The 26,583-nt window shown below is 34.4% G+C and carries 28 protein-coding genes and 1 pseudogene; 13 read left to right on the top strand and 16 right to left on the bottom strand.

All coding sequences use genetic code 11. The features are described from left to right. Positions 1-916: 916 nt before the first annotated feature. The 3 genes from P9E47_RS20150 (at position 917) to P9E47_RS20140 (ending at position 3,377) form a co-directional block, all read left to right on the top strand. Positions 917-1,267: a hypothetical protein gene (locus P9E47_RS20150; RefSeq protein WP_003331929.1), complete on the top strand. Its 351-nt coding sequence runs from the start codon at positions 917-919 to the stop codon at positions 1,265-1,267. 62 nt (positions 1,268-1,329) lie between these two features. Next, positions 1,330-2,193, top strand: a complete 864-nt coding sequence (locus tag P9E47_RS20145) for a putative bifunctional diguanylate cyclase/phosphodiesterase (RefSeq protein WP_326164555.1) — start codon at positions 1,330-1,332, stop codon at positions 2,191-2,193. A 59-nt stretch (positions 2,194-2,252) separates the two neighbouring features. Continuing rightward, positions 2,253-3,377 (top strand): HD-GYP domain-containing protein, encoded by a 1,125-nt coding sequence (locus tag P9E47_RS20140; RefSeq protein ID WP_003331927.1) that lies wholly within the window; start codon positions 2,253-2,255, stop codon positions 3,375-3,377. A 243-nt stretch (positions 3,378-3,620) separates the two neighbouring features. On the opposite strand, the gene P9E47_RS20135 is transcribed toward P9E47_RS20140, so the two are convergent. From P9E47_RS20135 to P9E47_RS20125, 3 genes are all read right to left on the bottom strand, one after another. Then, a complete protein-coding gene (locus P9E47_RS20135) occupies positions 3,621-3,863 on the bottom strand; it encodes a GGDEF domain-containing protein (RefSeq protein ID WP_326164552.1) in 243 nt (80 codons plus the stop codon). A gap of 305 nt (positions 3,864-4,168) precedes the next feature. Further along, positions 4,169-4,369 (bottom strand): hypothetical protein, encoded by a 201-nt coding sequence (locus P9E47_RS20130; protein ID WP_003331890.1) that lies wholly within the window; start codon positions 4,367-4,369, stop codon positions 4,169-4,171. Beyond that, positions 4,369-4,932 carry an RNA polymerase sigma factor gene (locus P9E47_RS20125; protein ID WP_326164550.1) on the bottom strand — a complete coding sequence of 188 codons (564 nt, stop codon included), beginning with the start codon at positions 4,930-4,932 and terminating at the stop codon, positions 4,369-4,371. Before P9E47_RS20125 ends, P9E47_RS20130 begins: the two co-directional genes overlap by 1 nt. Before the next feature lie 331 nt (positions 4,933-5,263). Here P9E47_RS20125 and P9E47_RS20120 point away from each other — a divergent pair, with 331 nt between their 5' ends. Then, positions 5,264-5,443, top strand: coding sequence for an aspartyl-phosphate phosphatase Spo0E family protein (locus P9E47_RS20120; RefSeq protein ID WP_326164547.1), 180 nt, complete (start codon positions 5,264-5,266; stop codon positions 5,441-5,443). Positions 5,444-5,829: 386 nt separating this feature from the next. Here P9E47_RS20120 and P9E47_RS20115 read toward each other — a convergent pair whose 3' ends face one another. Beyond that, positions 5,830-6,870: an NAD(P)-dependent alcohol dehydrogenase gene (locus tag P9E47_RS20115; RefSeq protein WP_326164546.1), complete on the bottom strand. Its 1,041-nt coding sequence runs from the start codon at positions 6,868-6,870 to the stop codon at positions 5,830-5,832. A 229-nt stretch (positions 6,871-7,099) separates the two neighbouring features. Between P9E47_RS20115 and P9E47_RS20110 the strand changes: the two genes are divergently transcribed. Then, positions 7,100-7,507, top strand: coding sequence for a MerR family transcriptional regulator (locus tag P9E47_RS20110; protein WP_003331886.1), 408 nt, complete (start codon positions 7,100-7,102; stop codon positions 7,505-7,507). 100 nt (positions 7,508-7,607) lie between these two features. On the opposite strand, the gene P9E47_RS20105 is transcribed toward P9E47_RS20110, so the two are convergent. After that, on the bottom strand, positions 7,608-7,931 hold the full coding sequence (locus P9E47_RS20105; protein ID WP_003331885.1) for an AzlD domain-containing protein: 324 nt from the start codon (positions 7,929-7,931) through the stop codon (positions 7,608-7,610). Next, positions 7,928-8,653 carry an AzlC family ABC transporter permease gene (locus P9E47_RS20100; protein ID WP_326164544.1) on the bottom strand — a complete coding sequence of 242 codons (726 nt, stop codon included), beginning with the start codon at positions 8,651-8,653 and terminating at the stop codon, positions 7,928-7,930. Before P9E47_RS20100 ends, P9E47_RS20105 begins: the two co-directional genes overlap by 4 nt. A 99-nt stretch (positions 8,654-8,752) precedes the next feature. On the opposite strand from P9E47_RS20100, the gene P9E47_RS20095 reads away from it, so the two are divergent. Then, positions 8,753-9,304 carry a helix-turn-helix domain-containing protein gene (locus tag P9E47_RS20095; RefSeq protein WP_003331882.1) on the top strand — a complete coding sequence of 184 codons (552 nt, stop codon included), beginning with the start codon at positions 8,753-8,755 and terminating at the stop codon, positions 9,302-9,304. 442 nt (positions 9,305-9,746) lie between these two features. On the opposite strand, the gene P9E47_RS20090 is transcribed toward P9E47_RS20095, so the two are convergent. The 3 genes from P9E47_RS20090 to P9E47_RS20080 form a co-directional block, all read right to left on the bottom strand. Beyond that, the gene (locus P9E47_RS20090; RefSeq protein ID WP_326164542.1) at positions 9,747-10,997 is read right to left on the bottom strand and encodes a sensor domain-containing protein; all 1,251 of its coding nucleotides are present in this window, start codon (positions 10,995-10,997) and stop codon (positions 9,747-9,749) included. Positions 10,998-11,228: 231 nt separating this feature from the next. Then, on the bottom strand, positions 11,229-11,747 hold the full coding sequence (locus P9E47_RS20085) for a GNAT family N-acetyltransferase (protein ID WP_003331880.1): 519 nt from the start codon (positions 11,745-11,747) through the stop codon (positions 11,229-11,231). A 22-nt stretch (positions 11,748-11,769) separates the two neighbouring features. Then, positions 11,770-12,222: a MarR family winged helix-turn-helix transcriptional regulator gene (locus P9E47_RS20080; RefSeq protein WP_003331879.1), complete on the bottom strand. Its 453-nt coding sequence runs from the start codon at positions 12,220-12,222 to the stop codon at positions 11,770-11,772. Between the two features lie 144 nt (positions 12,223-12,366). Here P9E47_RS20080 and P9E47_RS20075 point away from each other — a divergent pair, with 144 nt between their 5' ends. Together P9E47_RS20075 and P9E47_RS20070 are read left to right on the top strand one after the other, a co-directional pair. Beyond that, positions 12,367-12,813, top strand: a complete 447-nt coding sequence (locus P9E47_RS20075) for a GNAT family N-acetyltransferase (protein WP_003331878.1) — start codon at positions 12,367-12,369, stop codon at positions 12,811-12,813. Then, complete coding sequence (locus tag P9E47_RS20070; protein WP_326164540.1) at positions 12,810-13,457, top strand: YczE/YyaS/YitT family protein; 648 nt, start codon at positions 12,810-12,812, stop codon at positions 13,455-13,457. The genes P9E47_RS20075 and P9E47_RS20070 overlap by 4 nt, the downstream gene beginning before the upstream one ends. Positions 13,458-13,505: 48 nt before the next feature. Here the strand turns inward: P9E47_RS20070 and P9E47_RS20065 are convergent, their stop codons facing one another. Then, a complete protein-coding gene (locus P9E47_RS20065) occupies positions 13,506-14,078 on the bottom strand; it encodes a VWA-like domain-containing protein (protein WP_003331876.1) in 573 nt (190 codons plus the stop codon). 514 nt (positions 14,079-14,592) lie between these two features. Here P9E47_RS20065 and P9E47_RS20060 point away from each other — a divergent pair. The 3 genes from P9E47_RS20060 to P9E47_RS20050 are packed head-to-tail and all read left to right on the top strand — an operon-like array spanning position 14,593 to position 15,888. Further along, entirely contained in the window at positions 14,593-15,006 is a 414-nt protein-coding gene (locus P9E47_RS20060) for an SRPBCC family protein (protein ID WP_003331875.1), read from the top strand. Further along, a complete protein-coding gene (locus tag P9E47_RS20055; protein ID WP_326164538.1) occupies positions 15,003-15,482 on the top strand; it encodes a MarR family winged helix-turn-helix transcriptional regulator in 480 nt (159 codons plus the stop codon). Before P9E47_RS20060 ends, P9E47_RS20055 begins: the two co-directional genes overlap by 4 nt. Further along, positions 15,475-15,888 (top strand): EVE domain-containing protein, encoded by a 414-nt coding sequence (locus P9E47_RS20050; RefSeq protein WP_003331873.1) that lies wholly within the window; start codon positions 15,475-15,477, stop codon positions 15,886-15,888. The genes P9E47_RS20055 and P9E47_RS20050 overlap by 8 nt, the downstream gene beginning before the upstream one ends. A 235-nt stretch (positions 15,889-16,123) precedes the next feature. Here P9E47_RS20050 and P9E47_RS20045 read toward each other — a convergent pair whose 3' ends face one another. Next, entirely contained in the window at positions 16,124-17,941 is a 1,818-nt protein-coding gene (locus tag P9E47_RS20045; protein ID WP_326164535.1) for a sensor domain-containing diguanylate cyclase, read from the bottom strand. A 425-nt stretch (positions 17,942-18,366) separates the two neighbouring features. Here P9E47_RS20045 and P9E47_RS20040 point away from each other — a divergent pair, with 425 nt between their 5' ends. Next, complete coding sequence (locus P9E47_RS20040) at positions 18,367-20,067, top strand: methyl-accepting chemotaxis protein (RefSeq protein WP_326164533.1); 1,701 nt, start codon at positions 18,367-18,369, stop codon at positions 20,065-20,067. 94 nt (positions 20,068-20,161) lie between these two features. Here the strand turns inward: P9E47_RS20040 and P9E47_RS20035 are convergent, their stop codons facing one another. The 5 genes from P9E47_RS20035 to P9E47_RS20015 form a co-directional block, all read right to left on the bottom strand. Next, positions 20,162-22,885 (bottom strand): MBL fold metallo-hydrolase, encoded by a 2,724-nt coding sequence (locus P9E47_RS20035; RefSeq protein ID WP_003331868.1) that lies wholly within the window; start codon positions 22,883-22,885, stop codon positions 20,162-20,164. Between the two features lie 234 nt (positions 22,886-23,119). Then, positions 23,120-25,078: an HIRAN domain-containing protein gene (locus tag P9E47_RS20030; protein ID WP_003331867.1), complete on the bottom strand. Its 1,959-nt coding sequence runs from the start codon at positions 25,076-25,078 to the stop codon at positions 23,120-23,122. Between the two features lie 319 nt (positions 25,079-25,397). Beyond that, the gene (locus P9E47_RS20025; RefSeq protein ID WP_003331866.1) at positions 25,398-25,619 is read right to left on the bottom strand and encodes a hypothetical protein; all 222 of its coding nucleotides are present in this window, start codon (positions 25,617-25,619) and stop codon (positions 25,398-25,400) included. Further along, a complete protein-coding gene (locus P9E47_RS20020) occupies positions 25,616-25,909 on the bottom strand; it encodes a hypothetical protein (RefSeq protein WP_326164530.1) in 294 nt (97 codons plus the stop codon). Before P9E47_RS20020 ends, P9E47_RS20025 begins: the two co-directional genes overlap by 4 nt. Then, the gene (locus tag P9E47_RS20015) at positions 25,906-26,145 is read right to left on the bottom strand and encodes a hypothetical protein (RefSeq protein ID WP_003331864.1); all 240 of its coding nucleotides are present in this window, start codon (positions 26,143-26,145) and stop codon (positions 25,906-25,908) included. The genes P9E47_RS20020 and P9E47_RS20015 overlap by 4 nt, the downstream gene beginning before the upstream one ends. A 224-nt stretch (positions 26,146-26,369) precedes the next feature. Here P9E47_RS20015 and P9E47_RS20010 point away from each other — a divergent pair. Continuing rightward, a pseudogene (locus tag P9E47_RS20010) lies at positions 26,370-26,583 on the top strand (IS4 family transposase); the annotation flags it as partial.

Here is a 26,583-nt window from a genome sequence, read left to right as displayed (position 1 = left end):
GTCCTAAAAGACTATAATATTCAATTGTAAGCAACCTGCTTCTTAGAATATTTATTTTCACTAAGAACTCTTATATGCCTAACCTTTTTCCGGCAACAGATGTCGGTATTTAAAATGCTTTAAAAAATTGTACCAACTTGAAAGTAAACTAACCTTGAAAGAAATTGAACGTTACAAACAAGATTAGGAGCCTTACTTGAGCAATGCATTTTTGTATTTATGACGGAGTTATTGAATAACAAAACGGATCAACAATTCCTTGCTCATTAAATCTATCATCTACTTACACAAACTTTTTTTAACATTTCGTAGTTTTAGTCTTCGGGTGAGATCATTTGCCAATGACGCGATTGAAGAAAGGAAACTTTACCGTAAAAAAGACAGACCACAACCCGTTAACATTTTTCGGTTATCTCATTATAATATACCAAAAAATCCTCCGAATTCTCTGCTGGTAACGATTATTATCTTTTTTTAAATTGAGTTATACCCTGGACAAGGTCCGAATGGATCCCATTATCAAGTTTTAAACCACTTATTTGAAAAACCCACTAGCAATTGTTTCACCAAATAAATTACCGACTTTAGTGATTTTTGTTCAGAAATCTCTTCTTGTCTGTAATCATTATAAAGTATTATCAATTTTATCAAAAATATTGCGGCATGTTTTTCTCAAATTACATTACAACAGGTAACTGATGAATTCGCTTGTTGAGGTCTAGTAAAAAGATACTAATTACTTCACATTGTCATTACTTTAAATGTTAACATCCATAGGAAAAATATAACCCCCATACCATTTTGTTACTTTCTTTATGACTATTGGTCATGAAAAATATGACTTTTCGAAATTACAATTAAACTGTATAAACCCCATTTTTCTGGGAGCAATAATAAAAAAGCTGGAGGAAAGTAAATGATGAAAGTATTACCAACTAGGGAAGGCAGGATTGATTACAGTAAAGATATGATAACCATTAAAAAAGAAGTAGAAAGGGCGGCAATAATGACTATTGAAACAAATTTAGTGCCATATCCTAAAAAAGTAAAACAAATTTTTCTAAAAGCAATTGAACAGAAGCAAATTTTGGAGTTTCTTTTAAAATTACTAATTACAAACGATAATGGGCGTATCCATTTTTATAGATATATAAAAACGTCTATATATGCAATAGGAATTGGCATTAACTTGAATATGAATACTGAAGAACTCATTTTACTTGCAAAAGCTACTTTAACTTTTGAAAAGAACAAAAATGCTTATTGATGTTATTTACAATTAAATGTATCTATAGTCCTTAAAAATTAATGTGTTAGCGGGGGGATAAGATGGACATTAAAAATAGCAACAATACAGGAGAAGACCAAAGGTTATCAATAAAAAAATTCAATCAACATCAGTTGGAATCCACTATTGATTTTCTTAATAGACGATACTTTGAAAAAGAGTTACAAAGTGCATTAATAGAAGGGCAAATTGATTTAGTGTACCAGCCTCAATACTGTCTAAACACTAACAAGATAATTGCTGCGGAAGCATTAGTTCGTTGGCATCATCCAACTATTGGAAAAATATCACCTGGACAATTTATACCATTATTTGAAAAATCGGGACTTATTATTCCGTTTGGGAAGTGGATTTTCGACAAAGCTTGTAGACAGTTGCAATATTGGCATTCAAACGGATATGAAGTGAAACTATCCATTAATTTTTCTTTTGCTCAACTACATCAAGAAAATTTGATCGAAACGATTATTCAGACTCTTACAAAAAACAAAGTTGATCCAGCATTTTTGGTATTTGAGCTAACAGAAACAATGGCTATTCATAATATCGCGAATTTTATTTCAATTATCGATGATATAAGGACATTGGGGATTCACATCGCATTAGATGACTTTGGAACGGGTTATAATTCTTTAAGTTATTTGGCACAGCTTAATGTCGATGTATTGAAAATTGATAAGTCCTTCATAAATAAAATAAATAATAGCAAAAAAAACAAAATCGTTTTTTTATCAATTGTTTCTCTCGCTAAACAATTAGATTTACCTATTGTTGTTGAAGGGATTGAAACAAAAGAACAAATGGAGTTTGTAAAAAAGTTGGGTTGTAATATTATACAAGGCTTTTATTTTAGTGAACCAATTGGTGGAGAAGATTTTGGAAAGTTACTAGTAAAAATGAACTAATAGAAAATTGTATATTGAAATCGGCACAAAATTAATATTTATAGAGGGAGGAGTGTATTATGAATCAAAGAATACCGATTTCAAAAGTTAAACCGGGAATGATTTTGTCGATGGATGTGATAAATCATAATGGGAGCATTTTGCTTAAAAAAGGTGTAATGTTAACTGATAAAACAATTCAGATCTTATTTAATAAGTACAGTATCAGTGAAGTTGTTGTTAAATATGAACACAATGGAGAGGCTAAAAATAACAATCATAAAATGGAGATAATCGGGGCAAACCCGCAACGATATACTAATATTATAAACCAGTTAAACCATTTAGATAGTACTGGACTATTGGATATGATTAAAAATGATGCAATAAAGGTCGGAAAAATGATGCTTGAAACTAATTTTATCCAGCATACGAAAAAAGTAGAAAGTATTTTTTTTCAAGCAATTGATCGGACCGAAATATTAGAATTACTATTAAAATTTCGTGTGATCAGTGAAAACGGCAGGGAACATTTTAATAGATATATAAAAACATCATTACTTGCAACTGCAATTGGTATTAATTTGAATTTGAGTAATAGTGAACTAGTTTTACTTGCAAGAGCTGCCTTATTATACGATATCGGAAATTGTCTTGTTGATCAAAATCTTTTAAATAGCGATTATGTTTTACCTAAAAACGAAAAAAAGAAATTGAATGAACATGTGATTATTGGTTTTCAAATATTACAAGAAAAATTTCCAAAAGAGATTAGTTTACCCGCTTATCAACACCATGAACGATTTGATGGATCGGGTTATCCTAATGGTTTAAAAAATAATGATTTACATCTTTTCTCAAGAATCATTGCTGTTGTAGATGTTTATACTGCATTAAGTTACGCTCGACCTCATCGACCTGCATATCCAACGAGCGAGATAATTGAGTTATTACTTGGTTCTGGAGATATTCTATTTGACTATAAAATTATTTCGGAATTTTTAGAAGTTATAAATATTTACGCTGAGGGAAGTCTGGTTTTGTTAAATAATGGAGATGTTGGGATTGTTACAGAAATCAAGGGTAAACCAATTGGCAAGCCTGTAGTGAAACTTATATATGATAAAAAATGGAGAAGTCTACATGGCAAAGAAATAGATCTTAGTACAAACAACTTGTATTTTATAAAGAAAGTGATTGATTAAGGAAAAAACTAGGACAGTGGAGAGAATGAATCCAATAACAATATTGATTGCAGATGATCAAACATTAATGAGAGACGGTTTGAAAACTATTCTTGAACTAGAAGATTCTAAGTTAAATGCCCTTTCCAAATAGGCATTCATCAATCATTTAATGTCTCGGACCCCAAAGCATGATGGAAACTCCGCTTAAACAAAGAATCCCAGCACTTCTCCAATTTTGTTTAAAATCTTCAAGCAAAAAATTTATTCATGTTGCATATCGGTTTCTTGATAAAGCTGTGCTTTATTTCTCCCCGTGTCTTTTGCATGGTATAATCCTTTGTCAGCGCGTGAAAGCAATGCCCCATGGATTCCCCATGATGGTAACGCCTCTATTTTTGAAGTTTCTGGACAAATTAATAAAAATTCCTCGCCGCCCCAACGCCCAAAAATATGATTTTTCGGAATGAGTTCAAAAATCATAGGATGGAACGGAATGATATACAAAAAGCTTAACGCCTGAATAATAACTGTTAATAAAAATAATCACCGTAATTTCTCTATCAAATATTCTGCAACTGTTGCATGACTTTTTCGAAAAAATTTACCTTTTGAAAGTCAAATATGCGATTATCTTAGTGGAGGTTCCTTCACACGCCTATCATTAATTTTTCATTCCAATGAGTCTGCTACCCTCAAAATTTCTTCCTCTGAGAGATATGCATCAATTAAAAATTCAGTATTCTAGTTGCTCCAAACTACAAATTTTAGATTTTCATGAGAAGTAATAACTAACGTTGCATTAACTCCCTTTACTTCAACTTCCTTTGTTTCAATAACATTACTAATATCAATGGTTTATACGGAATTTTATTTTTTCTTGATTTAAAGATATATTTTGAGATTTTATTCCATGTTTCTTCTTTTCTGTTATTTAGTTCAGGTACATTTTTAAAATCCTCTTGAATACTTTGGTGAATAAGCCTTTCTAATTGATCATCGTATTTATTCATTATAGTTCACCATCCACAAACGACTTCGTATGTAATTTTTTCTTCAGTTGATTTTTCGCACGGTGAATTCGGGTTTTAACTGTTGGGACATTTAACCCCAAAACATTTGCAATCTCTTGATCTTTTAAATCTTCTATATATTTAAAATAAAGTACACTTCTATATTCAGGAGAAAGTTTTTGAATTTCAGATCTAATCATTTCACTAAAAATGGATTTTTCTACTTCTTCTTCAACGGTCGATGCATGTTCACTTACATTCAGTATCAAAGTATCGAAATCTTCTGTTTCAAATTCATTCCCTTTTCTTTGCTTTCGAATAAAATCTATTGCTGTTCTGGTAGTAATTGTCGAAATCCATGCTTTCATTTTTGAACCGTCTTCGAGTTTATCCAAATTTTTAAAGACTTTAATGAATGTTTCCTGTACGATGTCCTGGGTAGAATGATAATCTTTTGTAATGAAAAATGCCGTTTTATAGACATGCGAATAAAACATTTCATATATAAGTTTAAAGGAATGATTAGGTTCTTTTTTCTTCCTTCGGAAAATTTCACGAAACATATTAAGGCTCCTCGTGTTTTTTTGCTTAACTACTAAACCTTAACATATTTTTATCTTCGATTGGATAATTTTTGTAAATTATCAACTGAGTGTACGTACCCCAAGTCTAGTACGACCAACCTGTCTTTTAATAAAAACAATTTTAATGGGTCCTTTTACCCTTATGACGTTAAAAATTTCAATTAAGTTTCAGAATATTTTTTTGGTTTTTTCTCATTTTCATTTAGACAAATTAAATAAAAATCTAATAATATTGAAACTATAAATAGTATATAACTACCAGTATTATATGGTATAATTTTCCTATACAATGTCACAGGAGATAATACCTATGTCCATGAATAAAAATAAACAGGTTAAAATTGAGGCAAAAATTGAAGTTTTAAGAAATGAGCTTATAGAGACAGGTAAACTATATGGTTACTTGCATCCGAAGACCATCAAAATAAGCCAACAGCTTGATAACATAATAAATGAATATCAATTGATGAAATTACACTTAACACGATAACTAACTTCAACATTATGAAATCAAAAGTTCCTTCTATACCTTCTATTGTCCATTTCTAATTTATTAACTGGTATTGGTAAGGTCAGAAATATCATCAGGTAAAGCTGGTGAGCCAATAAAAGTATAGGTGAATGTCCCCTTGACCCTCCTCCTCACTCTATTGATATTGCCTTGGAAACATTCCCCATACTTGAATATGTACTTTGATATAAATACCCGGCATGTTCAAGTAACCCTGACCATCTTCAGAGGGTTGGGTACCTTCACTATTAATTAATCCTTGCGAAGCACGTTGCCCATAATATTCAGGAGTTAAACCTGAAGGTATTCCATTAGTTAATGCCCTACTTTGGTCATGGGTGCTATAGCTAAATGACGAGGTAAATTCACATTGTACTAATGTCAATCACGAATCGATATTTTACATCGGAAGCTAATACTCGTTCGTAAGCTTCGTCAATTTGATTGGCTGAAATTACTTCAATCTTAGGTACAATATTATGTTTCGCACAGAAATCCAACATCTCCTGGGTCTCACGGATGCCACCAATCATGGAACCTGCAAATGAACGACGATGACCGATTAAATTGAACACGTTTAATGACAGCGGTTCTGCAGGAGCACCGACGTTTACTAGACTTCCGTCAAGAGCAAGCAGCCCTAAATAAGCGTTCAGGTCAATCTTTGCACTCACTGTGTTAATAATTAAGTCAAAATATCCTGCAAGTTTCTCGAATGTTTCGGGATCATTTGTAGCATAGTAATTGTCTGCTCCTAATTTTAAACCATCATCTTTTTTCTTCAATGTTTGTGATAGAACTGTTACCTCAGCACCCATTGCATGTGCAATTTGGACAGCCATATGACCAAGACCGCCCATACCAACAACAGCTACCTTCTTACCAGGACCCGCTCCCCAGTGGTTTAATGGAGAATATGTGGTAATACCTGCACAAAGTAATGGTGCTGCGTCATCAAGTGCAATGCTATCAGGTATTCTAAGTACAAAATCTTCCGGAACAACGATATGGGTAGAATAGCCACCTTGAGTTGGTTCCCCGTATTTGTCAACACCAGCGTAAGTATCGACTTTTCCTTTTAGACAATATTGCTCCTCTCCATTACGGCAGTTCTCACATTCACCACAGGAATCAACCATACATCCGACTCCCGCTCGGTCGCCAACCTTATATTTTGTAACACTAGGTCCTACAGCCGTGACAATGCCCGCAATCTCATGCCCGGGTACGAGTGGATAGTGCACTGGCCCCCATTCACCGTGAGCAGTATGGATATCAGAATGGCAAATGCCTGCATATTTAATTTCAATTAGAACATCATGTGAATCAAGATCACGTCTTTTAATCTCAGCAGCTCGAAACGGTTTATCAGGACCGTCCACTGCTCGCGCTTTAGCTGTTATCATTTGTTTAAACCTCCATCAACTTGATTTTTTAAGAGTATTTACTTATCTTTTCTCTTGCAAAACTAGAATAAACCCTATAGTTAACTCGAAGTCAAGGGATAAGTATTTTATGCAGAATTCAACATAAAATCATAAAAAGACTTTACTTTGACAATTAAAATTCAGCATGATAAAATTTTGCCTAAATTTAGAGTTAACTCGAAGTCTATATAAAAAAGGAGAAACAACGATGAACTATTCTATCAGCGAAGCTGCAGAAAAATTAAATCTTACCGTATATACTCTGCGTTACTACGACAAGGAGGGCCTAATGCCTTTTGTAGAACGGACACCTAACGGAACACGACTGTTTAAAGAGTCGGACATAGACGCCTTAAAAGTAATTGAATGTTTAAAAGCGACCGGGATGCCTATTAAGGAGATAAAAAATTTTATTGATTGGTGCTCTGAAGGGGATTCCACGTTGCAGCAAAGATATAACATGTTTCTGGAACGAAAAGCCACAGTGGAAGCACAAATGGAAGAGTTAAAAAAAACAATGGAACTCATCGAGCATAAGTGTCGGTATTATAAGTCCGCTTTGGATGCTGGAACGGAAGCTATCCATAAAAACAATAAAATAAAGATTTCTAATTAAAGAAGGATATGCAAACAAAGAACTTGTTAACTTCTTGAGAATAGCACAGGCTGTCAATAAGTTCACGACAGCCTTAAATTCTCCTCGATAATTGGCTCCATTAAAACAAAAACCTAACAGTGGCCATACTTACTATTCCCACGATAACTGTAACAGACAAACTCTTTGTCCATAGGGCTATGATAAGTGTTGGTACAATAGCGGTAAGAACTCTCCAATCAATGGATAGTAATGAATGATCTTGAATGATAAAGCTATCAACGATAAGTGCAGCAAAAATACAAATAGGAATATAGGAAAGCCATTTGACAACAATTTTCGGAAGCCCTATATTTCTAATAACGATAAATGGAATAACTCTCGGAATAAAGGTTACAATAGCACCACCTAAAATGATTAATAAAATAGATAAATTCAAATTCATTTGTCTTTCACCACCCCAATAGTTGCAACAATGATTGTTGTTAAGAGAATCGCAATATATGAAGGAACAAACATACAGAGAACTAACATCAATACAACTACATAAACAATTAGCGATAGATAAAGTTTCAATTTACCACGATCCATACTTTCTAATTGCAAAACAAGTAATGCTAGAAACATTGCTGTTAAAGAAAAATCCAACCCTAAAACTTCCGGATTTGAAATCCATTTACCAAAGATGGCACCCAATGTACAAGATAAAATCCAGAAAATATAAGCTGTTACATTCAACCCATTCATCCAACTTGCATTAATCATTTCTCTTTTAACAATCTTATTAACGGCAACACCAAACGATTCATCCGTTAAAAGTGATCCAATCCCGATATTTTTCATTAAAGAATACTTCGTAAAGTGTGGAGCTAATGTCATACTTAATAAAAAATGTCGTAAATTCACAATAAAAGTTGTGAATACAATAACTGAAAAAGGACTTCCTGCTACTAACAATGCACAAATGATAAATTGAGATGCACCAGCGTAAACTAAGACCGACATAAGAGCAACTTCTACTATACTTAGATTGGATGCTGCTCCAACGATCCCCATTGCAATTCCAATACTGATGTAGCCAATTAATGTTGGAACGCAAGCTTTTACTCCTTGAGAAAATGTAGGGGGAGTTTCTTCTTTATATTTTTTATTTGCTAATTCGCTCATGGTTGCATCACCCTTTTGTTTACTATATTGTACATAAGTCTGTTATGTTATTTCTATGTATGTTATTATGAATACAAAAAAGAGTCAAGGAGATTTTTTATGGAATTCATTCAAGAGGCAATAGCGAAAAATCTGGCCAAAATAAGAAAAAAGCGAGGATTGAGCCTAGATAACGTGTCGGAACTGACTGGAGTTAGTAAAGCAATGTTAGCCCAAATTGAAAATGGAAAATCAAATCCAACTGTCACCACTCTTTGGAAAATTGCAAATGGATTACAAGTATCTTTTTCAGGGTTTTTAAAGGAAAATGATAAGCCGCAAATTGAAAAAATAAATATGAATGAACTTAATCCAATAATTGATGATGATGAAAACTATCTTGTTTATTCTATCTTCCCATTTCATCCAGAAAAAAAGTTTGAAATTTTCACTGTAGACTTAAAGCCTGGTTTTCGTCATGTATCCGAAAAGCATACAGGTGAGGAATATGTACTAATACAACGAGGAACACTTACGCTTGATATCCAAGGGGAGAAGTTTGAATTAAATCCTGACGAAACTATTAAATTTAATGCAAATACTGAACACATTTATATAAACTCTTCAGACGAACTGGTTCGATTCTACACTATTATCTACTATCCTGATTAATATCCATGTCTATTTTTTATTAAATGCTTAACGACATTCACCTTTTATTCAAATAATAATATAGTTAAAAGATCCAGCCTGCATTTATATTGATTTTACAATCGAATAAGACTAGGTTGAAGAAGTAAAAAATGGAGTTACTTGCCTAGTAAACCAGAAGAATGAAGCATTTGCACAATTTTTTGTAGGACAAAGATAACGGAGATAGAAGAAGGTTAAAGCCCTTATTGGACAAAAAGAAAAGGGGCGAAATTCTATTGGATCCGTCCCCAATTGGTTTTGATTTTTGATTGAAAAATCTGACCGAATAATGATTGAATACATAAGATCTACCCGCTGCTCTTCCAACTACCTTACCGTTTGGAAGCCAACTTTTGGGCATGAGGAAGAGGAATGAGGTTCTCTCTAAAGAGATCTATTGGTTAGCCTCACTCATAGAAAGTCATTTTTTTCCATTTCTCTTAATCTTATACATCGCATTGTCTGCTTTTTTTATTAGTGTGTCTAATTCCACTCCATCATCCGGAAAAATACTAATGCCAATACTTCCTGTCACCTTTATTAAATGTCCATCAATCCCAAATGGCTCATGAAATGATTCTATTAACTGTTCTGCTTTTTCCTGAACCTCAAAATCTTTTTCAATATTATTAAAGATCAATACAAACTCATCTCCACCATATCGACAAACAAAATCATTTTCCTCAACAAAAACTTCCAACTGGGATGCAGCCACTTTAAGTAATCGATCTCCAAATTCATGACCAAGCGTATCATTGATATATTTAAAATTATCCAAGTCCATAAATAAAACAGCAACTTTTTTTGGGATTTTAAAAGTACCCATTAGTTCTGCCCATTTTTTTTGCAAGAATCTTCTATTTGGTAAATTCGTTAGCGGGTCATAATGTGCTTGATTATAAATAACTTTTTCAAGTTCTTTTCTTTCTGTTATATCATGTGCAATTGTTGATAAAAACTCAACAGCACCACTTTCCGATTTATGTGCTACAATCATTTGCGAGACTGGTATACTTGTCCCATCATCTTTGAGAATAGCAGATTCCCCTTTCCAATGCCCATTTTCTATTGCGGTAGGTATTCCTTCCGTTTTAAGTAAATCTGTTACCCATCTTTCCATCACAGCTTCGTTAAAGGCAGCATTTTCATTAATACTAAGCAGTTTACGTGCAGCCGGATTATAATAAAAACTATTCCCAGCAATATCAAAAGTTGCAATAAAGTCAGGGGACGCCTCTATAATCCCAAGAAGTTGCTGCTGCCTTCGCTCTATCTGCTTCCTTTCAGTTATGTCTCTATCCATCCCTCTATATCCAACACAATCTCCCTCAGCATTTAAAATGGGGGACCCACTGGTTTCCAAAATCACTTCATATCCGTCACGATGAAGGTTTATATTTTCTAGGTTTTTAATGGGCAGCTTATTAGAGACATGATACTCAAAGATGGGGGCTATTCGTTTTGCTTCCCCTTCTTCCATCAAATCAAATGGAGTTTTTCCTAAAACCTCAGAAGGTAAATACCCTAATATATCATATATCCTTGGACTTGCATAAGTATATATACCATTCTCATCCACCTCCCAAATCCAATCACTAACATGTTCTACTAACATACGGAATCTCTCTTCATCTGTTCGTAAGTCTGTTCTAGTTTGTATATTTTCTTCCATATTAACTACCATCCTAAAGGTTAAAATATCTTCTATATTATAATGAAAACTGAAAAGTATGCTTTTTTCTGGAATTATCATTAAACATCTGAACAACTTTATTATAAAACTTTTATATAGAACAAGAACAGAAACAAGAGAACAACCCGAGAAAAAACCAACGGGACACAGTTCCCGCCCCTGTGTCCCATTACGGTTCAACCAACGTCTATAGCAAACTATAACTTTAAATTACAATAACGATTTTGTCATAATAAAGTCCGTTTGTTCTTCATCACCCATATAAAAAGAGTGTGCTCCTGTTTGGACAAATCCCATTTTCTTATAAAAGACAATAGCATTTTCATTTTTTTCCCAAACCCCTAACCAGATTTTCTTTTTATTTCGCTCCAACGCAATTTCCATAGCTTTATTTAGCAGATATTTACCAAGCCCAAGTTTTTGAAATTTGTTCTTTATATAAATCCGCTCAATTTCAAGTGATTCATTACCCATTTCTTCAGACTGAGCATCATGGGTATTAACCTTTAAATATCCAGCGATTTCATTGTCAAAATAAACAATATAGAATTGTGAAGAAATATTGGATAATTCTTTTTCTAATTGCTTTGAGTTAAATGCCCTTTCCAAATAAGCATTCATATTTTCAGGTGAATTCTGATGCTTAAATGTCTCATTAAATGTTTCATAACTGATTTCTTGAAGCATGTGTAAATCTTCAAGGGTGCATTGTTTTATATTTATTGTCATTTTAATATTTACTCCTATTTCATCAATAATTTCTCTTGTTTCCTTTTTTCACAAATTCCCAATCTATTTCTATATTTTTTCTAACCTTTTGAAGAAGATAAAAAAGGGTTTCTACTTCTTCTTCAGACAATCCAGATAGTGCTACCGTATTAGAATAATCATTTTCTCTTCTGATGAAAGGATAAACACTTTGCCCTTTTTCTGTTGGAAAAAGTTTTTTGATTTTTTGGTTATGCCTATCATCTCTCTTTTCAATAAAACCCTGTAACTCAAGTTTCTTTATTGCACGAGCTGTTGTTGTTCGGTCTACCTTTATCATCTCAGCTAACTTTTCTTGAATGATTCCTGGATGTTCACATATCCGAACGAGGTATAAATATTGTCCTTTTGTGAGGTCAAATTCTTTAAATTCTATATTACTGATAGAATCTAAAGCCCTTGCTATCATTCCAATTTCTCGAAGAATTTCCTTCATAATTTGCAACCCCACCTGTTCGTTGTATTTGCTAATACTAAAATTAATATTATTGTATTTTTGTTGCATTTACAACAAAAGTACTCCAATATATAATGGAGTGAGCATAACTAAAGAAATCACCACAGAGAGGGCGGTAGAATGATGAAATCAAAAATAATTACTACAAAAGAGGATTTAAAAAAAGCCTTTGATATAAGAATAGAAGTATTTGTTGAAGAACAAGGTGTTCCATTAGAAGATGAACTTGACGAATTTGATACACTTAATGGACAATGCGAACACATATTAGTTTATTTCAATGAACAACCAGTCGGAACAGGCAGAATAAGATTAGTTGATGGATTCGGTAAGTTAGAGAGAATTTGTATCTTAAAGCCTTACCGTAAATTTGGGTTAGGAAAAGTAATTATTAAAGCATTAGAAGAAGTAGCAGAAAAAAATGGAGTATCCAAAACTAAATTGCATGGACAAAAACATGCAGAAGGTTTTTATAAAAAACTCGGATATCAGACTTCATCAAGTGTATTTATGGAAGATGGCATACCTCATATTTTAATGGTAAAAGAATTGTCTACAAAATACGTATGAAAAAATTAGGCTTAACAAAATTTACATTTTATGTTTTAGGAATTTTGATTTTAGCATTTGGCATTACTCTCACCATTCAATCAAAACTTGGAACATCACCATTTGATGCACTGTTAGTTGGACTATCTGAAACAGTAGGTCTTACAGTGGGAAGTTGGGAAGTCATAATCGCTTTTATACTGATATTTTGCAATTCATTTCTAAAAAAACAAAAACCTGAATTCTTGGGATTACTGACATCCTTTATAACTGGTATTAGTATTGATATGTGGCTTTTCCTATTACATAATTTGATTACACCCGAAACATGGTTCAGTAAACTTATTTGTTTTGGAATCGGTATAATCTTAATCGGACTTGGAACTGCAATTTATTTATACACAAACTTTGCACCCATTCCTGTTGACCATTTAACTTTGATCATTCAAGAATTAACTAAAATAAGCATACTGTTTTCAAGAACAGTAATATATCTATTCTTCTTGCTCTCTGCCATTATATTCAATGGACCCATCGGTATTGGTACTGTAATTACTCTTTGTTTAGGTGGGGTTAGTCTCAATTACTTTATGAAAATGATTGAAAGACTGACGAACAACCCTAATCTATCGGGCATATGTACACAATCAAAAAATTGGGAGTAAAAGATATCTGCTATATTTAATGGAACACAGTTCCCGACCCCGTGTCCCCTAATCAATTCGGAACAGGTCTCCTTTAGGGATAAAAGGAAGATGTTTTCCTTTTGGCAGTAAAAAAGCATGCTTTCGTTTAACAATTAAGCGGTCACATTCTCCGTCAGTGATGATTAAAATGGGACCGTTTTTCGGAAAGTCTGTTGCGTTTTCAAGTAAATCAATTCCTGACTGAAGAAGTGTTCCACCCCGGCCTTTTACTTTAACAGTTTCGGCAATTTCCTCTGGAACCATATAGCCTGCATCGTAAGCGGAGGCGTCACAAAACACAACACGAACTGCAGGAACATCGCGTGCAACGCTATAACTCGCAATTGTTCCGAGTGCTTTGGCCAGAAGTTTTTTATCCATAGACCCCGATGTATCCAGCACTACGCCGAATGTTCTGCCGTGCTCATCGCCTCCTACATCAACATAAGAGGGGCGAGGTATGTCAGGGGTGCTAGATTGTCTTCTGGAAAGCCTCGCATATGTTCTTCTTTTTTCGACAGGCTGAAATGGAAATAAACAAAACAAGTTTAGTTTATTTTCAATATCATTAATGCCATATTTACTAATTTCTATTACCATTTCTAAAAATCCTTTTTATTTTGTGATGGCTAGTGAAGCCACGTAATAAAAATTCGCAAAAGGGGCATTGTTCGTGTTGGATTTGTTCTCAAAAAACTAATAAAGATGGATTTCCTCATTCACAAATTATTCAATTGGAACACTGAAAAGTCAACCATGTGATTATTTTAGTGCAGGGAAATTTTAATCGTTTAAAGAGCAGGAGAAGTTACCCCCCTGCTCCCTCACTATTTAGCAATCTAACGTCTTCATCATAATCAGTGTAAATATTCATTTTAACGCCTTTAGTCATCGTTAAGATTCAATTCAATTCCGCAATGATAACCAATCTCATATCGTTTAATACCCCTATCAACTATCAGCTTATCAATCCAATCCATTATCCCTATTCAAAATTGTTTATCTTAAAAATTTTTGCTTATTAATTCATTATTAATTATTTTCACCTTATTATTGACAATTAATATAAGTATAATTATAATAAGTATACATACAATGAAAGAGGGAGATATTGATGAAGTTTTGTTTTGAATTATTAGTAAATACTTCACCCGAAAAGGTTTGGAAATTATACGCAGATGTAAACCGATGGTACCAATGGGATTCCAAACTAAAGAAAATAACTTTGGAAGGGAATTTCTCCATTGGTAGCACTGGAACGATTGAAGTTGAAAGCCAACCTCTCGTACCCTATGAAATTGTAAATGTTCAAGAGAATAAAAGTTTTTGTACAAAAACTACTATTCCTTCCTTTGGTGAAATATATTTTAATCACGAGATAACAAAAGTCTATGAAAAATGTACTATTAAACATACTGTTGAATTAAAAGATGGTAAGGCTAATGAGCATAGCATTAATTTATTGAAAAACTTATTTAGTGATGTACCAAAAGCTGTGCTTTCAATAAAGGAGTTGGTGGAAAATTGAGAGAATTTCCATCAAAATTTAAAGGGGAATCTTCAGAATCAATAGGATTTTTATTCATAAAGGTTTACAACATATGGCATAGGGAAATTAAAAGGAAATTAAGAGAAATAAATCTTACTCATCCCCAATTTGTTGTATTGACTACTTTAGGATATCTATCAAAAAGCCATGAGGATATTAACCAGGCTTCAATTGCTAGAGAGGCCGATATGGATGTTATGACCGTTTCAAGTATAGTAAAAAAGTTGGAACAAAGTGAATTAATAGTTAGAAACACTTCAGAAAGAGATCCCAGGGCAAATATTATTTGTTTGACAAAAAGTGGACAAGACAAATTAGAAATAGCAGTTCCATTAGTTGAAAGAATAGATGATGTCTTCTTTTCTTCTCTCGGTATAGAAGAAGATTTTTTTAGAAAACAATTATATTCACTTTCAAGAATTGATTTTAGCTCCATGGAGGAAAGTCATGAATAAATATTGGATTGGTGTCGCTTCAGATGATCACGTAAAACACGGGGTTTTGGGAGGTTTCTGTCAGCTTTGTCATGGCAAATCCTCCCCCTTAAAAAGGATGAAAAAAGGAGATTGGATTATATATTACAGCCCCAAGAATTCATTAAGTACAAAAATCCCTTGTCAAAAATTTACTGCAATTGGCGAAATATTAGATAGTAATATTTATCAGGTTGAAATGTACCCTGGATTCCAACCTTTTAGAATGAATGTAAAATTTCTTAAATCAATAACACCTGTGCCGCTAAACTTAGTTTCAAGCTTACCGTTGTGGCAAGATTATCGCTCTAGATTAAGGTTTGGACACTTTGAAATTCCGAAAGAATTATTTATGATCATATCTGACTTAATGAATCTCAAAAACTAATGGTCTAATAATTAGTGATAGATTTATTTGAGCGATTTACTTATAACTAATACTCTAAAACTAAAAGAATCAAAAGCCCAAGAATGCCGTACATATTACTTGAAAAGGGACTTATTATTGGGCAACTCCGCTTATTTCATGCAAAAAGGACAGATATTACATCATTTACTAAATGAATTTTTGATATAAAAAAGAACTGCCCATAATGACAGCTCTGAATTTTTACTATTTCTTTTTAACATCCACATTCATTATTAGATTCAGGTAAAGATGTTGTTGGCAAGTTCAAATGGGACACAGTTCCCGTCCCCATGTCCCAAAACTGTGCTTTATTTCTTCCCGTTTCTTTTGCATGGTATAATCCTTTGTCAGCGTGTGAAAGCAATGTCCCCATGGATTCCCCATGATGGTAAGTTGCCACGCCAAGAGAGCAGGTTTTTCGATGAACAACTGGGAAATCGTGTGATTCGACACTCGAGCAAATGTGCTCTGCAAATGGCAGCGCCTCTATTTCTGAAGTTTCTGGACAAATTAATAAAAACTCCTCGCCGCCCCAACGCCCAAAAATATAATTTTTCGGAATGACTTCTTTTACTAGATTAGCAAAAGCAACTAATACCTGGTCTCCCACTGAATGGCCGTGTTGGTCATTCACTTGTTTGAAATGGTCAATATCTAATAAGATAATTGAAAGCGGACTTTTTTCTTGATTCGCTTTTTCAATCATAAAAGAAAGCGATTTTTCTAGCTTATGTCGATTGTAAATCTGTGTTAATTGATCCGTATTTGATAATTTTTCTAAATCAGCATTCGCTGACTCTAGTTCCTTCGTCCTTTGGCTAACAATCCTTTCAAGTTCTTCATTCAGTATACGCTGCGCTTCCTCACGCTCCCATTTAATAGCATTAATTTTATCTGCAAGAGCAAGTGATAAGAAAATTACCTCTAACGCTGCGCCAATTTCCGGAATGAGTTCAAAAATCATGGGATGGAACGGAATGATATACAAAAAGCTTAACGCCTGAATAATAACCGTTAATAAAAGGATCGTCCATGCAACAACATAAAAACGGGCAATTCGAAGCCCCTTAGCCATAAGGCGGTAACCAACATACCAAAGAAGGAAACAAACGACGAGGCCAAGCATAGAAACAGAGTCAGACAATGTCTTAAACTCAATAAAAGGAATGAAGATGATTGGTAAAAAGACAAGTACCATCATGATGTTCAAAACTTTATTTACCCTAGGTAAAACCTTCCTCGTACCGAGAAATTCCTTTGAAAAAAGAATCATGAAAAAATAAAGAATACAGGAAGAAATCGAAATTGAATTAATTAACATCCATTCGTTCAAGCTGTCGCCAAAATATTCAAGGTCGAGACCGTTCATTGTAAATTGAAATAAAATAAATGACATTACATAAAAAACATAATATAGGTAAGCCTTTTCCCGAAGCGAAAAAAATAAAAACAAATTATAAAGCGAAAGCGATATCATAAACCCATAAAAAATGCCAGATGCATATTTGTACTTGGCAACCTCTTCAATAAAGGACGTTGTACTCATTAGCTTTGTATTAACAGGTATAGGCATATCGCCACTTAGTTTGAGAAAAATGTATTTTAAGTCTTGACTGCTTATCTCATAGATAAAAGATCGGTAATCCACAACTTGGTTTTTTACTCCTGAGATACCACCCTTTTCGAGTGTATATGTGTCATCTTTTGCAACTGTATACAAATCAGTATGATTCACTTTATCAATGAATTCAAACCAATGTGGATTCCTAGTATCTTCTATTAACTTTTCAGGATCAAGTCTTAGCCAAATGACATCATCCGAGTAAGCAAAAGATGGATAATCTTCTTTAATTGACTTGAATTCGTCATCATACCGACCTGATAGAAGGTCATCAATTGTAACTTCTTTTGTACTATCAATATAGTATTCATAGTGTTTTCCTAGAGATTCAGCATAGGCAGGATGCAGATGACTGTAGTTCACAAAAAGTAAATTGAAGACGAAAAAAGTTAATAATAAAAATCTATTCATCTAGTACACCCCATCCACTTAATAGCCTAAATACAAAAACTCACCCTTTTTATTTAGAGTATCACATAATTCTCTATTTACCATTATGAATTTTAAACTTTGGATAGCTAATAACATTGACTTATCAGACTTTCCAGCCTTTCAATTAAACGTTTGTTTAGCAGTTACTCAAACTTCTAGATTTTGGCGGTGCAAAAGTTGAGATATTATTTTATTACTCATTGAAAGAAAAATCACGATAGTCCAATATCCCTCCACTAATCGTTGCGGATAAAATTCAAGAAATCTACATAATATATCCATTTCACGTTGTTTTAAAAGAGATAATATTAATATAAATATGTGAAATTGGTGTAAAGCAGAGACCCTGCTTCTTGCTAATGAAACGTTGGTCCATATACATAGATATAGGATTGGGGTGTTTCATGTTGAAGTTTTTTGCAAAACTAAAATTAGGTACAAAAATTAATATATTAGTTATTGCTATTATACTTACATTGTCGGCTATTGTTGGCATAGTTGTTAATTATCAAATTACAAAAGGGATTGAGGAATTTGCGATAGAAAAGGCAAAAGGCGATCTTAATCTATCCTACCGTTATCTGGATAGTGGTTACCCAGGTGAATGGGAGGTAAAAGGAGATAAACTTTATAAAGGAAACACTCTCATAAATGAAAACTACAAAATTGTTGATGAAGTTGGCGCAGACACGGGGGATACAGTAACAATTTTCTTAGATGATACTAGAATAGCCACCAATGTTATTTTAAATAACGAACGTGCTGTTGGAACAAAAGCTTCAAAAGAAGTGGTGGAAACAGTATTAAAAAAAGTTGAAAATTATTATGGAGAGGCTAATGTGGCAGGTAAACTATATCAAACTGCTTATATGCCTTTATTAGATAAAAATGATAATCCCATTGGCATGTTTTATGTAGGTGCTTCGCAAAATATTATTGGAAAAATTGTAAAGGGATTTTTAGTAACATTCATACTCGTTCTTACTATAGTAATAGCCACCTCAACCCTAGCGGTTATTATGTATACATTAAGAATTAAGAAGAGACTACATTCTGTTTCAAATGCTCTTGAATTAGCAGGTAACGGTGATTTTACAGCGGGACTTCTAGATCACTCAGGGGATGAATTAGGAGAATTATCTAGGAGCTATAACCGTATGACTATGAATCTTAATACTATGATGAATGAGGTTATGTCAGCTTCAAAACAAGTTGCTTCTTCTTCTGAGGAATTAACTGCCAGCGCTGATCAAACGAATAAAGCAACAGCAACAATTACGAAGTCTATTCATCAAGTTGCAAGTGGTGTAGAACGTACGTCTGTAAGTCTGCAAGAGAGCGCGAGTTCATTAGATGAAGTGGCAATTCGGGTGCAATCAATTGCAGAGAATGCATCCTTCATTTCAGCAGTCAGTTCTCAAGCAACCCAAAAGGCAAAAGAAGGCGGAGAATTTGTTGATAAAACCGTAAAACAAATTAGCTCTATCACCCTATCCGTAACTGAAAGTGGAGAAAAACTTAAATCTTTAGAAAGACGTTCACAAGAAATCGGTAATATATCTAATGTGATCTCTGAAATAGCGGAACAAACAAATTTATTAGCATTGAATGCAGCGATTGAGGCTGCAAGAGCAGGAGAGCATGGGAAAGGATTTGCAGTTGTTGCAGATGAGGTAAGAAAATTAGCTGAACAATCACGAACATCTTCCTCACAAATTTCTAAATTAATCTTTGATATCCAACAAGATATGGTTCAGTCAAATCAATCAATTGAACAAGTAACATACGATGTTAAGGATGGTTTGGATATAGTTCAACAAACCGAAGAAAGATTTTCAGGGATCCTTCACTTTATGGAGAAGTTGGCTGACTATATTAACGACATGGCAGTCACAACGGAAGAAGTAACTTCAACTATTCAGGAAGTATCCAGTACTGTAACTGAAATCTCTAATGTATCTAATGAGACATCCGTACACTCACAACATGTTGCTACTTCTGCAGAAGAACAATTTACATCGATGGAGGAAATATCAGCGTCTGCAAATGCTCTATCAAATCTTGCGGAAAAACTTCAGAATATTATTAGCAGGTTTAAGATATAATCAAAAAATGGGGGACACTCATGGGCGGTGTTCCCCATTTTTCTCATGTCAAAATATTGATGGGACACAGTTCCCGACCCTGTGTCCCACTAATTTAGACTATCACTTCCAGAGTATAACCTGTTTCTTTATTGATTTTTTCACTTACTGTCTTTTGTTCCAATTCATTGGGAAAGGTTGTTAATTTTAAAACAACTAGCTTTTTATCCATATGAATGGAGGGATTCTTTTTAAAATTCCAATTGTTAGGGATTGATTCAAACGTAATGCGAATGATTTCATTTTGCTTTGGATTTTTTGAAAAAGTAACAGGCATTCCAACCCGGTATGAAAGTTCTTCAAGGTCGATTACATGTCTCATTGCAATTTCTGGTGAAATGAAATGCACCTCTAACATTGATTCACCATTGTAATCCTTCAAGCTGGTTTTGTAAATTTTTATGCCACGTTCACGTGCCCATTTTTTCGCTTCTTCCATCGCAGCGTTATTTTCTAGACGTGGCATTGATGAATCCACTTGAAAAATATCTTTATCCCCCATTTTCACAGGGTCAGTAGCATTGTCATATTTAAATTGTAAGTCAAAACCTGTTTCCTCCTTAAATGTTCGGATTAGTTTCTCTTCACCTTGTGGTTTTTCTGTCGAAACGACTACTTTACGCTCATTTAAATGAATAGATGGTGAACCTATTGAGCTGCCTAAGAGTTTGACAAGAAGTGTATGCAAGAGGTCTTGGCGAACAGATTCAGAAAAACTTATCCTCCAACCAGTTTCTTTTCGAATTTTCTCAGAAATACCAGCTTTCTCTTGTTCACTGACGGCATCAGGGAAGTCAAAATAGATGGTCAATCTTTCACTTTCTTTCCCTAAATCATCAACTCCACAGCGAATAAAGTGCCGATTCGATGTAAGCAGCTGTCTAACTGTTTCCATAGCAGCAGTGGGGTTAAGCTGTTTCCCTTGAATTGGTAAATCTAAATGAAGGAGCTGCTTTTTCATCTCCTTAGTAAAACGATAAAATTTTATACCATTTTGTATTAAATAATGATCACTTGGAAAACTCTGTAATGCTAAAGCTACGGCAAGCTTTTCCTTAATGTCTGTTAACTGAAACTTTTCAAAAATGGCCTCAAGGGACAATATCTCCTCAGGAATGATGTCCCAGTCCAGTTTTTCTAGAAAAGGAACAATAAATTCGAAAACTTCATTGGCTGCTTCCGTCAATTCCTCGATAGAACGATTCCAGTTTCCAATTGTTTCGGCTACTTGCTCTAGACTCAACTTTAATTGCTTTCCTTTAAGAGTTTGACAAGTTAGCAAACGCCCTTTTGGATAGATGCCTGTACAAATAACGAGTTTAAATAGGGTTTCATTTTCAGGCTGATAAAGAATAAGGCCGCCAATCATTTCTCTAAGCTTTATTCCATCATCATCAACCTTATATCTTTTCCCCACTACCCCTTTGCCAGTGCTACGTTTTTCAAAAGAATAGGTTTGGCCATTTTCCGTTAAAATAGGACGAAATCGTTGATCAATTTGACTAGCGATCTGACTCCTTGCATCATCATCACCATGTACGAGCAATGTATAGGTAGGTTTTAACGATTGGATGAAACGGTTGATTTCATTTGCATCAGCATGTCCAGAAAGACCATATTTTCTAACAAGACATTTGACTTCATATGTTGTTCCGTTTAGTTCTAACTGATTTTCAATATTTTCAGCAAGGTTTAATAATTTTCTGCCTGGGCTTTCTTCATCTTGATAACCTGTTATGAAAATTGCATTTTTTTCATTAGAAATTAGCCGTTCTGCATACCATGAACTAGCCCCCCCAGTCAACATACCAGAGGAAGCAACAATGCAGCCAGGTTTACCTTGAAGCACTTCATTTCGTTCTTTCGGACTGACTGCCCTAACACGCCCTTCTGTAATAAAAACATCTCCATTTTTGCGAATACGATGGGCAACAGGCCCTTTTAAATATTGAGGGTAGCTGTTATAAATTTTACTTATAGGGGTAACTAAACCGTCTACATAAATTGGGAACTCCGGAATAAGTCCTCTTTCCATATAATCTTGTAATACTAAAAGAACCTCTTGAGCACGCCCAAGTGCAAAAGCAGGAATAAGTACGAATCCACCACTAGAAATGACTTCGGAAACATGTTCTGCGAGAAGGCGTTCTTCTGTATTTCTATCAGTATGGGCGCGATTTCCGTACGTTGATTCAATAACAATTACATCAGGATTAACTTGATGAGGAACTTCCGCCCCTGGAATCGTTCTGCCGGCGCGAAAGCTTAGATCCCCCGTAATGAGAAGTTGTTGTTGATCTCCTTCTATTAAGAACATGACAGCTCCTAAAATATGACCTGCACGGAAGCTTGTAATTTTTAAATCACCGATACGTAAAACGCCACTTGCTGGAATATGAAGTAAAGAGTTAAAGAGGTTGTTAACCTGTTCTTCTGTATAAGGCATCAGAGTATTCATTTGATAGGAACGTTGTTCTAAAATTTTATAAGAATCCTTCATCATTATTTTTATTAAATCTATGGTAGGAGGAGTTGCATAGAAAGGGATATCGGGAAATAGAGAATGAACAATTGGAAGCGCCCCAATATGATCAGCATGTGCATGCGTAATTAGCACGGCATCAAGTTTACCTAGGCTTTCTAGCATACCAAGAGCTGGAAGTGAGTCATCACCATGCATTCTCATGCCCGCATCAACTAAAAGATTTGTTTCCCCCATATTAATATGGATACAAGATGCACCTACTTCATTTCCGCCACCTAAAATACTAATTCTCAAATCTATCTTCCTTTCTTTTCAAACATATTTTCTTTTGGGACACAGCTCCCGGTCCTGCGTCCAACTTCGAGCAAGCTCCCCAGATAAAAACGGAACGAAATCTTATTTTCGCCAAATATCTGAACCCCCTCCTTGGACCTATCTCTCTTTTTTCTTATCTTAACTAAAAAGTACATAAATTTGGGATTTCTTTTTGAGTTTATTCGATACATTGAAAATCAGTCAATTTAATATTTATTCTCCTTTTGGATACTTCCCTATTTTCCCCACCTTTGAAAAAGGAAATTGGACTAATGTGCCAGCTTTCTCCGGACGTTTACTTATCATGATTTGAATATCAGGTTTTCCTTTTTCTAAATTCTCGCTTCGAAAAATGGCATACAATTTTTCTCCTGCATCCATCATTGAAGCAGGCGTTAAGTTATCTGCTTTTGGTACATAACCAAGCACATAACCATCCTCTGCAGTTACGATAATTGCATTTGAATCATAGGGATTATCCGGCTCCCTTATTAAATATAAAATATCCCCGTTCTCTATTCTCCCTTCCATAACCATTAGATCTCGATAATATGTGCCGGCAATCTTTGTGGTACATAGGCTCGCATCCCATAATGATGGGGCAACCTTCATCTCGGTAACATCAATATAGCGTTGCTCCTTTTTCTGTCCGCCGTCATTCTTTCCCATTAGACGCTGAAAGCGCTTTTTAATATTATTAACTGGCTCGACTTCACAAGCTTGTTCTAGTGCTGGAAATACCAATGCACTCCAATTACTCTTAAACACTCGCAACGCATGAATTGCTTCAATTCGGACATCTGGAAAGCGGCTTGTCAGACAGCGTATAAACAATGCTTCCTCATTTTGACGTTCTTTACGAAGCGCTTTAAGCAGAAAAACAAGCCAAATATCTGGTTTGTATTCAGAACTAATGCTATCCTTTGAGATTTCCAAAGGGTCGTCACAGAAAACTTCCTTAGGGAGTACCTTACTGAGATAATTGAAAATGTCATGCAAATAATGTTCTGAATGATCTACTAATACAAATTTTAAAACATTCATGTCAAAAAAATCCCTTTGTAATAGAGGAAGTAGCGTTTCAAAACTGGGCACTAGGCCGATTTCTTCCATAGTAAGTATAATTAAGCTTGTCTGATGACAGGGCATATCCAGCTCCTGTATAAGACATTGCCTCCACTTTGCTTGTTTGAGCAGTTCAGAGCACTTGTTTCTTATTACGTGTTCTTTGTTACTAGTCCATCCATTCTCTTTTTTAATATCCTCTCCACTATGATACCAGTAAGGTGCCATACTCTTTTTAATTGCAATAATGGCAGCCAAGTCAATAAAGTACTTTGCGTAATTATTAGCAGCACCTATATATTTTTCAACAAGAGCTAAACTTTGGCTGAATACTTTGATATCATTGGTTTCTGCAGCATAAGCAACAAGGTATGACAACTTCGAAAAAACGTCCTCTGTTATTTCAAGCCTTTGGTAAAACCTTCTCATGTCTACCTTTTCTAAGCACATAATGGCGGACATATTAGGGAGTGCTTCATTGATCACACCATATTCCAAAATCCATTTTTGTTGCAGTAGAAAAATTGGTTCAAAATTTATAAGTGCTGCCAATTTCCCATACCCGCATGTATTTTGAGCTAAATCATATAGAAATTCATTGTAGTCATGAAAATTTTTGGAAGCTTCCACCGCATAAATTGTTAGTTCACTATGATAACCGAGCATCTTGATGATTTTTCTTACCAAATCATTTTCAAAAAAACCAAGCACCAGCATACCTAGCTTAACCTCATCTTCAAACTCGCTCTCCGTCGCTAAACGAATGGCAAAGGAATAAAGCCTGTCTTTATCGATAAGCTTTTCAGATATAAGTAACTTAATTCGGTTGGTTAAATTCGCAAGATAAAGAAATACCGGCTTCTCTTCAAGTATAGTGCGTAATTCACTATCAGTATCTGCTTGTTCAACACATTCTGCTACTTTCTCCATTAACCCCATTGCTAATAGCTCTTTCTCTCCAACTGACAGCCCCTCCTCCCAAAGAAAATAACGCGCTTCTACTGAGCCTGCAACCGTTGCATCTTGAAAGCGATATGGGAGACCCGGATGTTGTTCAGCCATACGATTAATAAACTGATAAATGCTTTCGTTTATATTTATTGACATATCATTCACCTTTTGACCTATTTTCAAAATTCATTCAAAAAGCCTTGGAGTAAAAAAAAGACCCCCTGAATAATCTTTTTTCCTCAAGGTGTCTTCACATAATGATGCAAACTCTATGCTCCTGCAATTACTTCTGCATTGCTATTAATCTCATCAATGATTCCAATAATTGTCTTGCATCACCCATGTTATCTTGGAACAATCCGACTATGCTTCCGACAGTCTTAAATGGTTCTTGCTGCAACAACGGGACACAGTTCCAGTCACCGTGACACGGCTCAAGATCAATTGCTTATCTCATGTGCCAGTTAAATATTCTTTAACCAAGGATTTCATCTCTTACAATCATTTCAAGAACAGATTCAATATCTTTGTATGAATCCATTGGAAATCTGGGCGTAGGAATATCGCGGTTATATTCAAACTGTAGATGATGATCGGAATGATTGGGTATGTCAATTACAGTATCGTAATGAAATACATATTCTGCACATTGACTTGAATTAACTTTTATGAAACGAATGACTGAATCGTTAATCAAACAGACTCCTCTCTATCATATGTAATCGATTGTGCTAAAGTTAATACAGAATTATATTTAAATATTAAAGGATATATATGATGCTTTAGAGCATCACCCGCATGAATAATTCCATATCCCCCCAACGAAATATGCCATTTGGAATTTGACACTCTAGTTTTCTTTAAATGACCTAAACCTTTCCAGACATTCTCAAAATGGATAGCAAAACATAAAAAAACCTGACGAATGTATTTAGTATACTCATCAGGTGTACCTTCATAAACCAATCTTGTTTTTTCGAATTTCACAGTTTTCTCTCCTTTTTCAACTGCTCCATTTCTTCCCACATTTTTAATTGGACAATTGAATAATTTTTTACTTTTCTTTCTGTAATTGCCTTTTTGTATTGTTCAAGATTCATTCTGGCCGTTTCTTCTGCTTCTTTAATATTATCTAAAATTTCTTTATTCGAAATAAAATCTTCATTTAGAGCTTCAAATTCCGCTTGACGTGTTGGCACCCATTCCTCTTTTATCCTTTCCATCATCATCACCAACTTTCATTTTTTCTTTAGTTTAATTTTATTTGTTTATGTAATTATTTTCAAGTCAGTGGGACACAGTTCACGACCCACTAGCTTTGCATAGCTTGAAAAATATGTAAATTTTCAAATTTATTTTGTAGACAAACAAAAAGAAAGCTCCTATTGTAGAAATGTTAGATGTTTGTTCCCACAACAAAACAAACTTTCTACAAAAGGAGCTCCCTATGAGCAATTCAATATTAAATCAAAATACTGTATTACGTCAATGTTTGTCATTATTACCCACTAAAGATTTAGCTTGTCCAATCTTAAACTACGGTACGAAAAAGCTATCTATAGAAGCACTTGTAAAGATTTTTGTGATAGCTCAACTGGATCATTGGAAATCTTATCCTGAGTTCGATATCAAGATGCGGGCCTATAAAGATTTGATGGAGT

It is taken from the genome of Schinkia azotoformans, from assembly GCF_035811335.1.
GTDB lineage: Bacteria > Bacillota > Bacilli > Bacillales > Bacillaceae_J > Schinkia > Schinkia azotoformans.
This window is presented reverse-complemented; position numbering and strand designations above follow the sequence as displayed.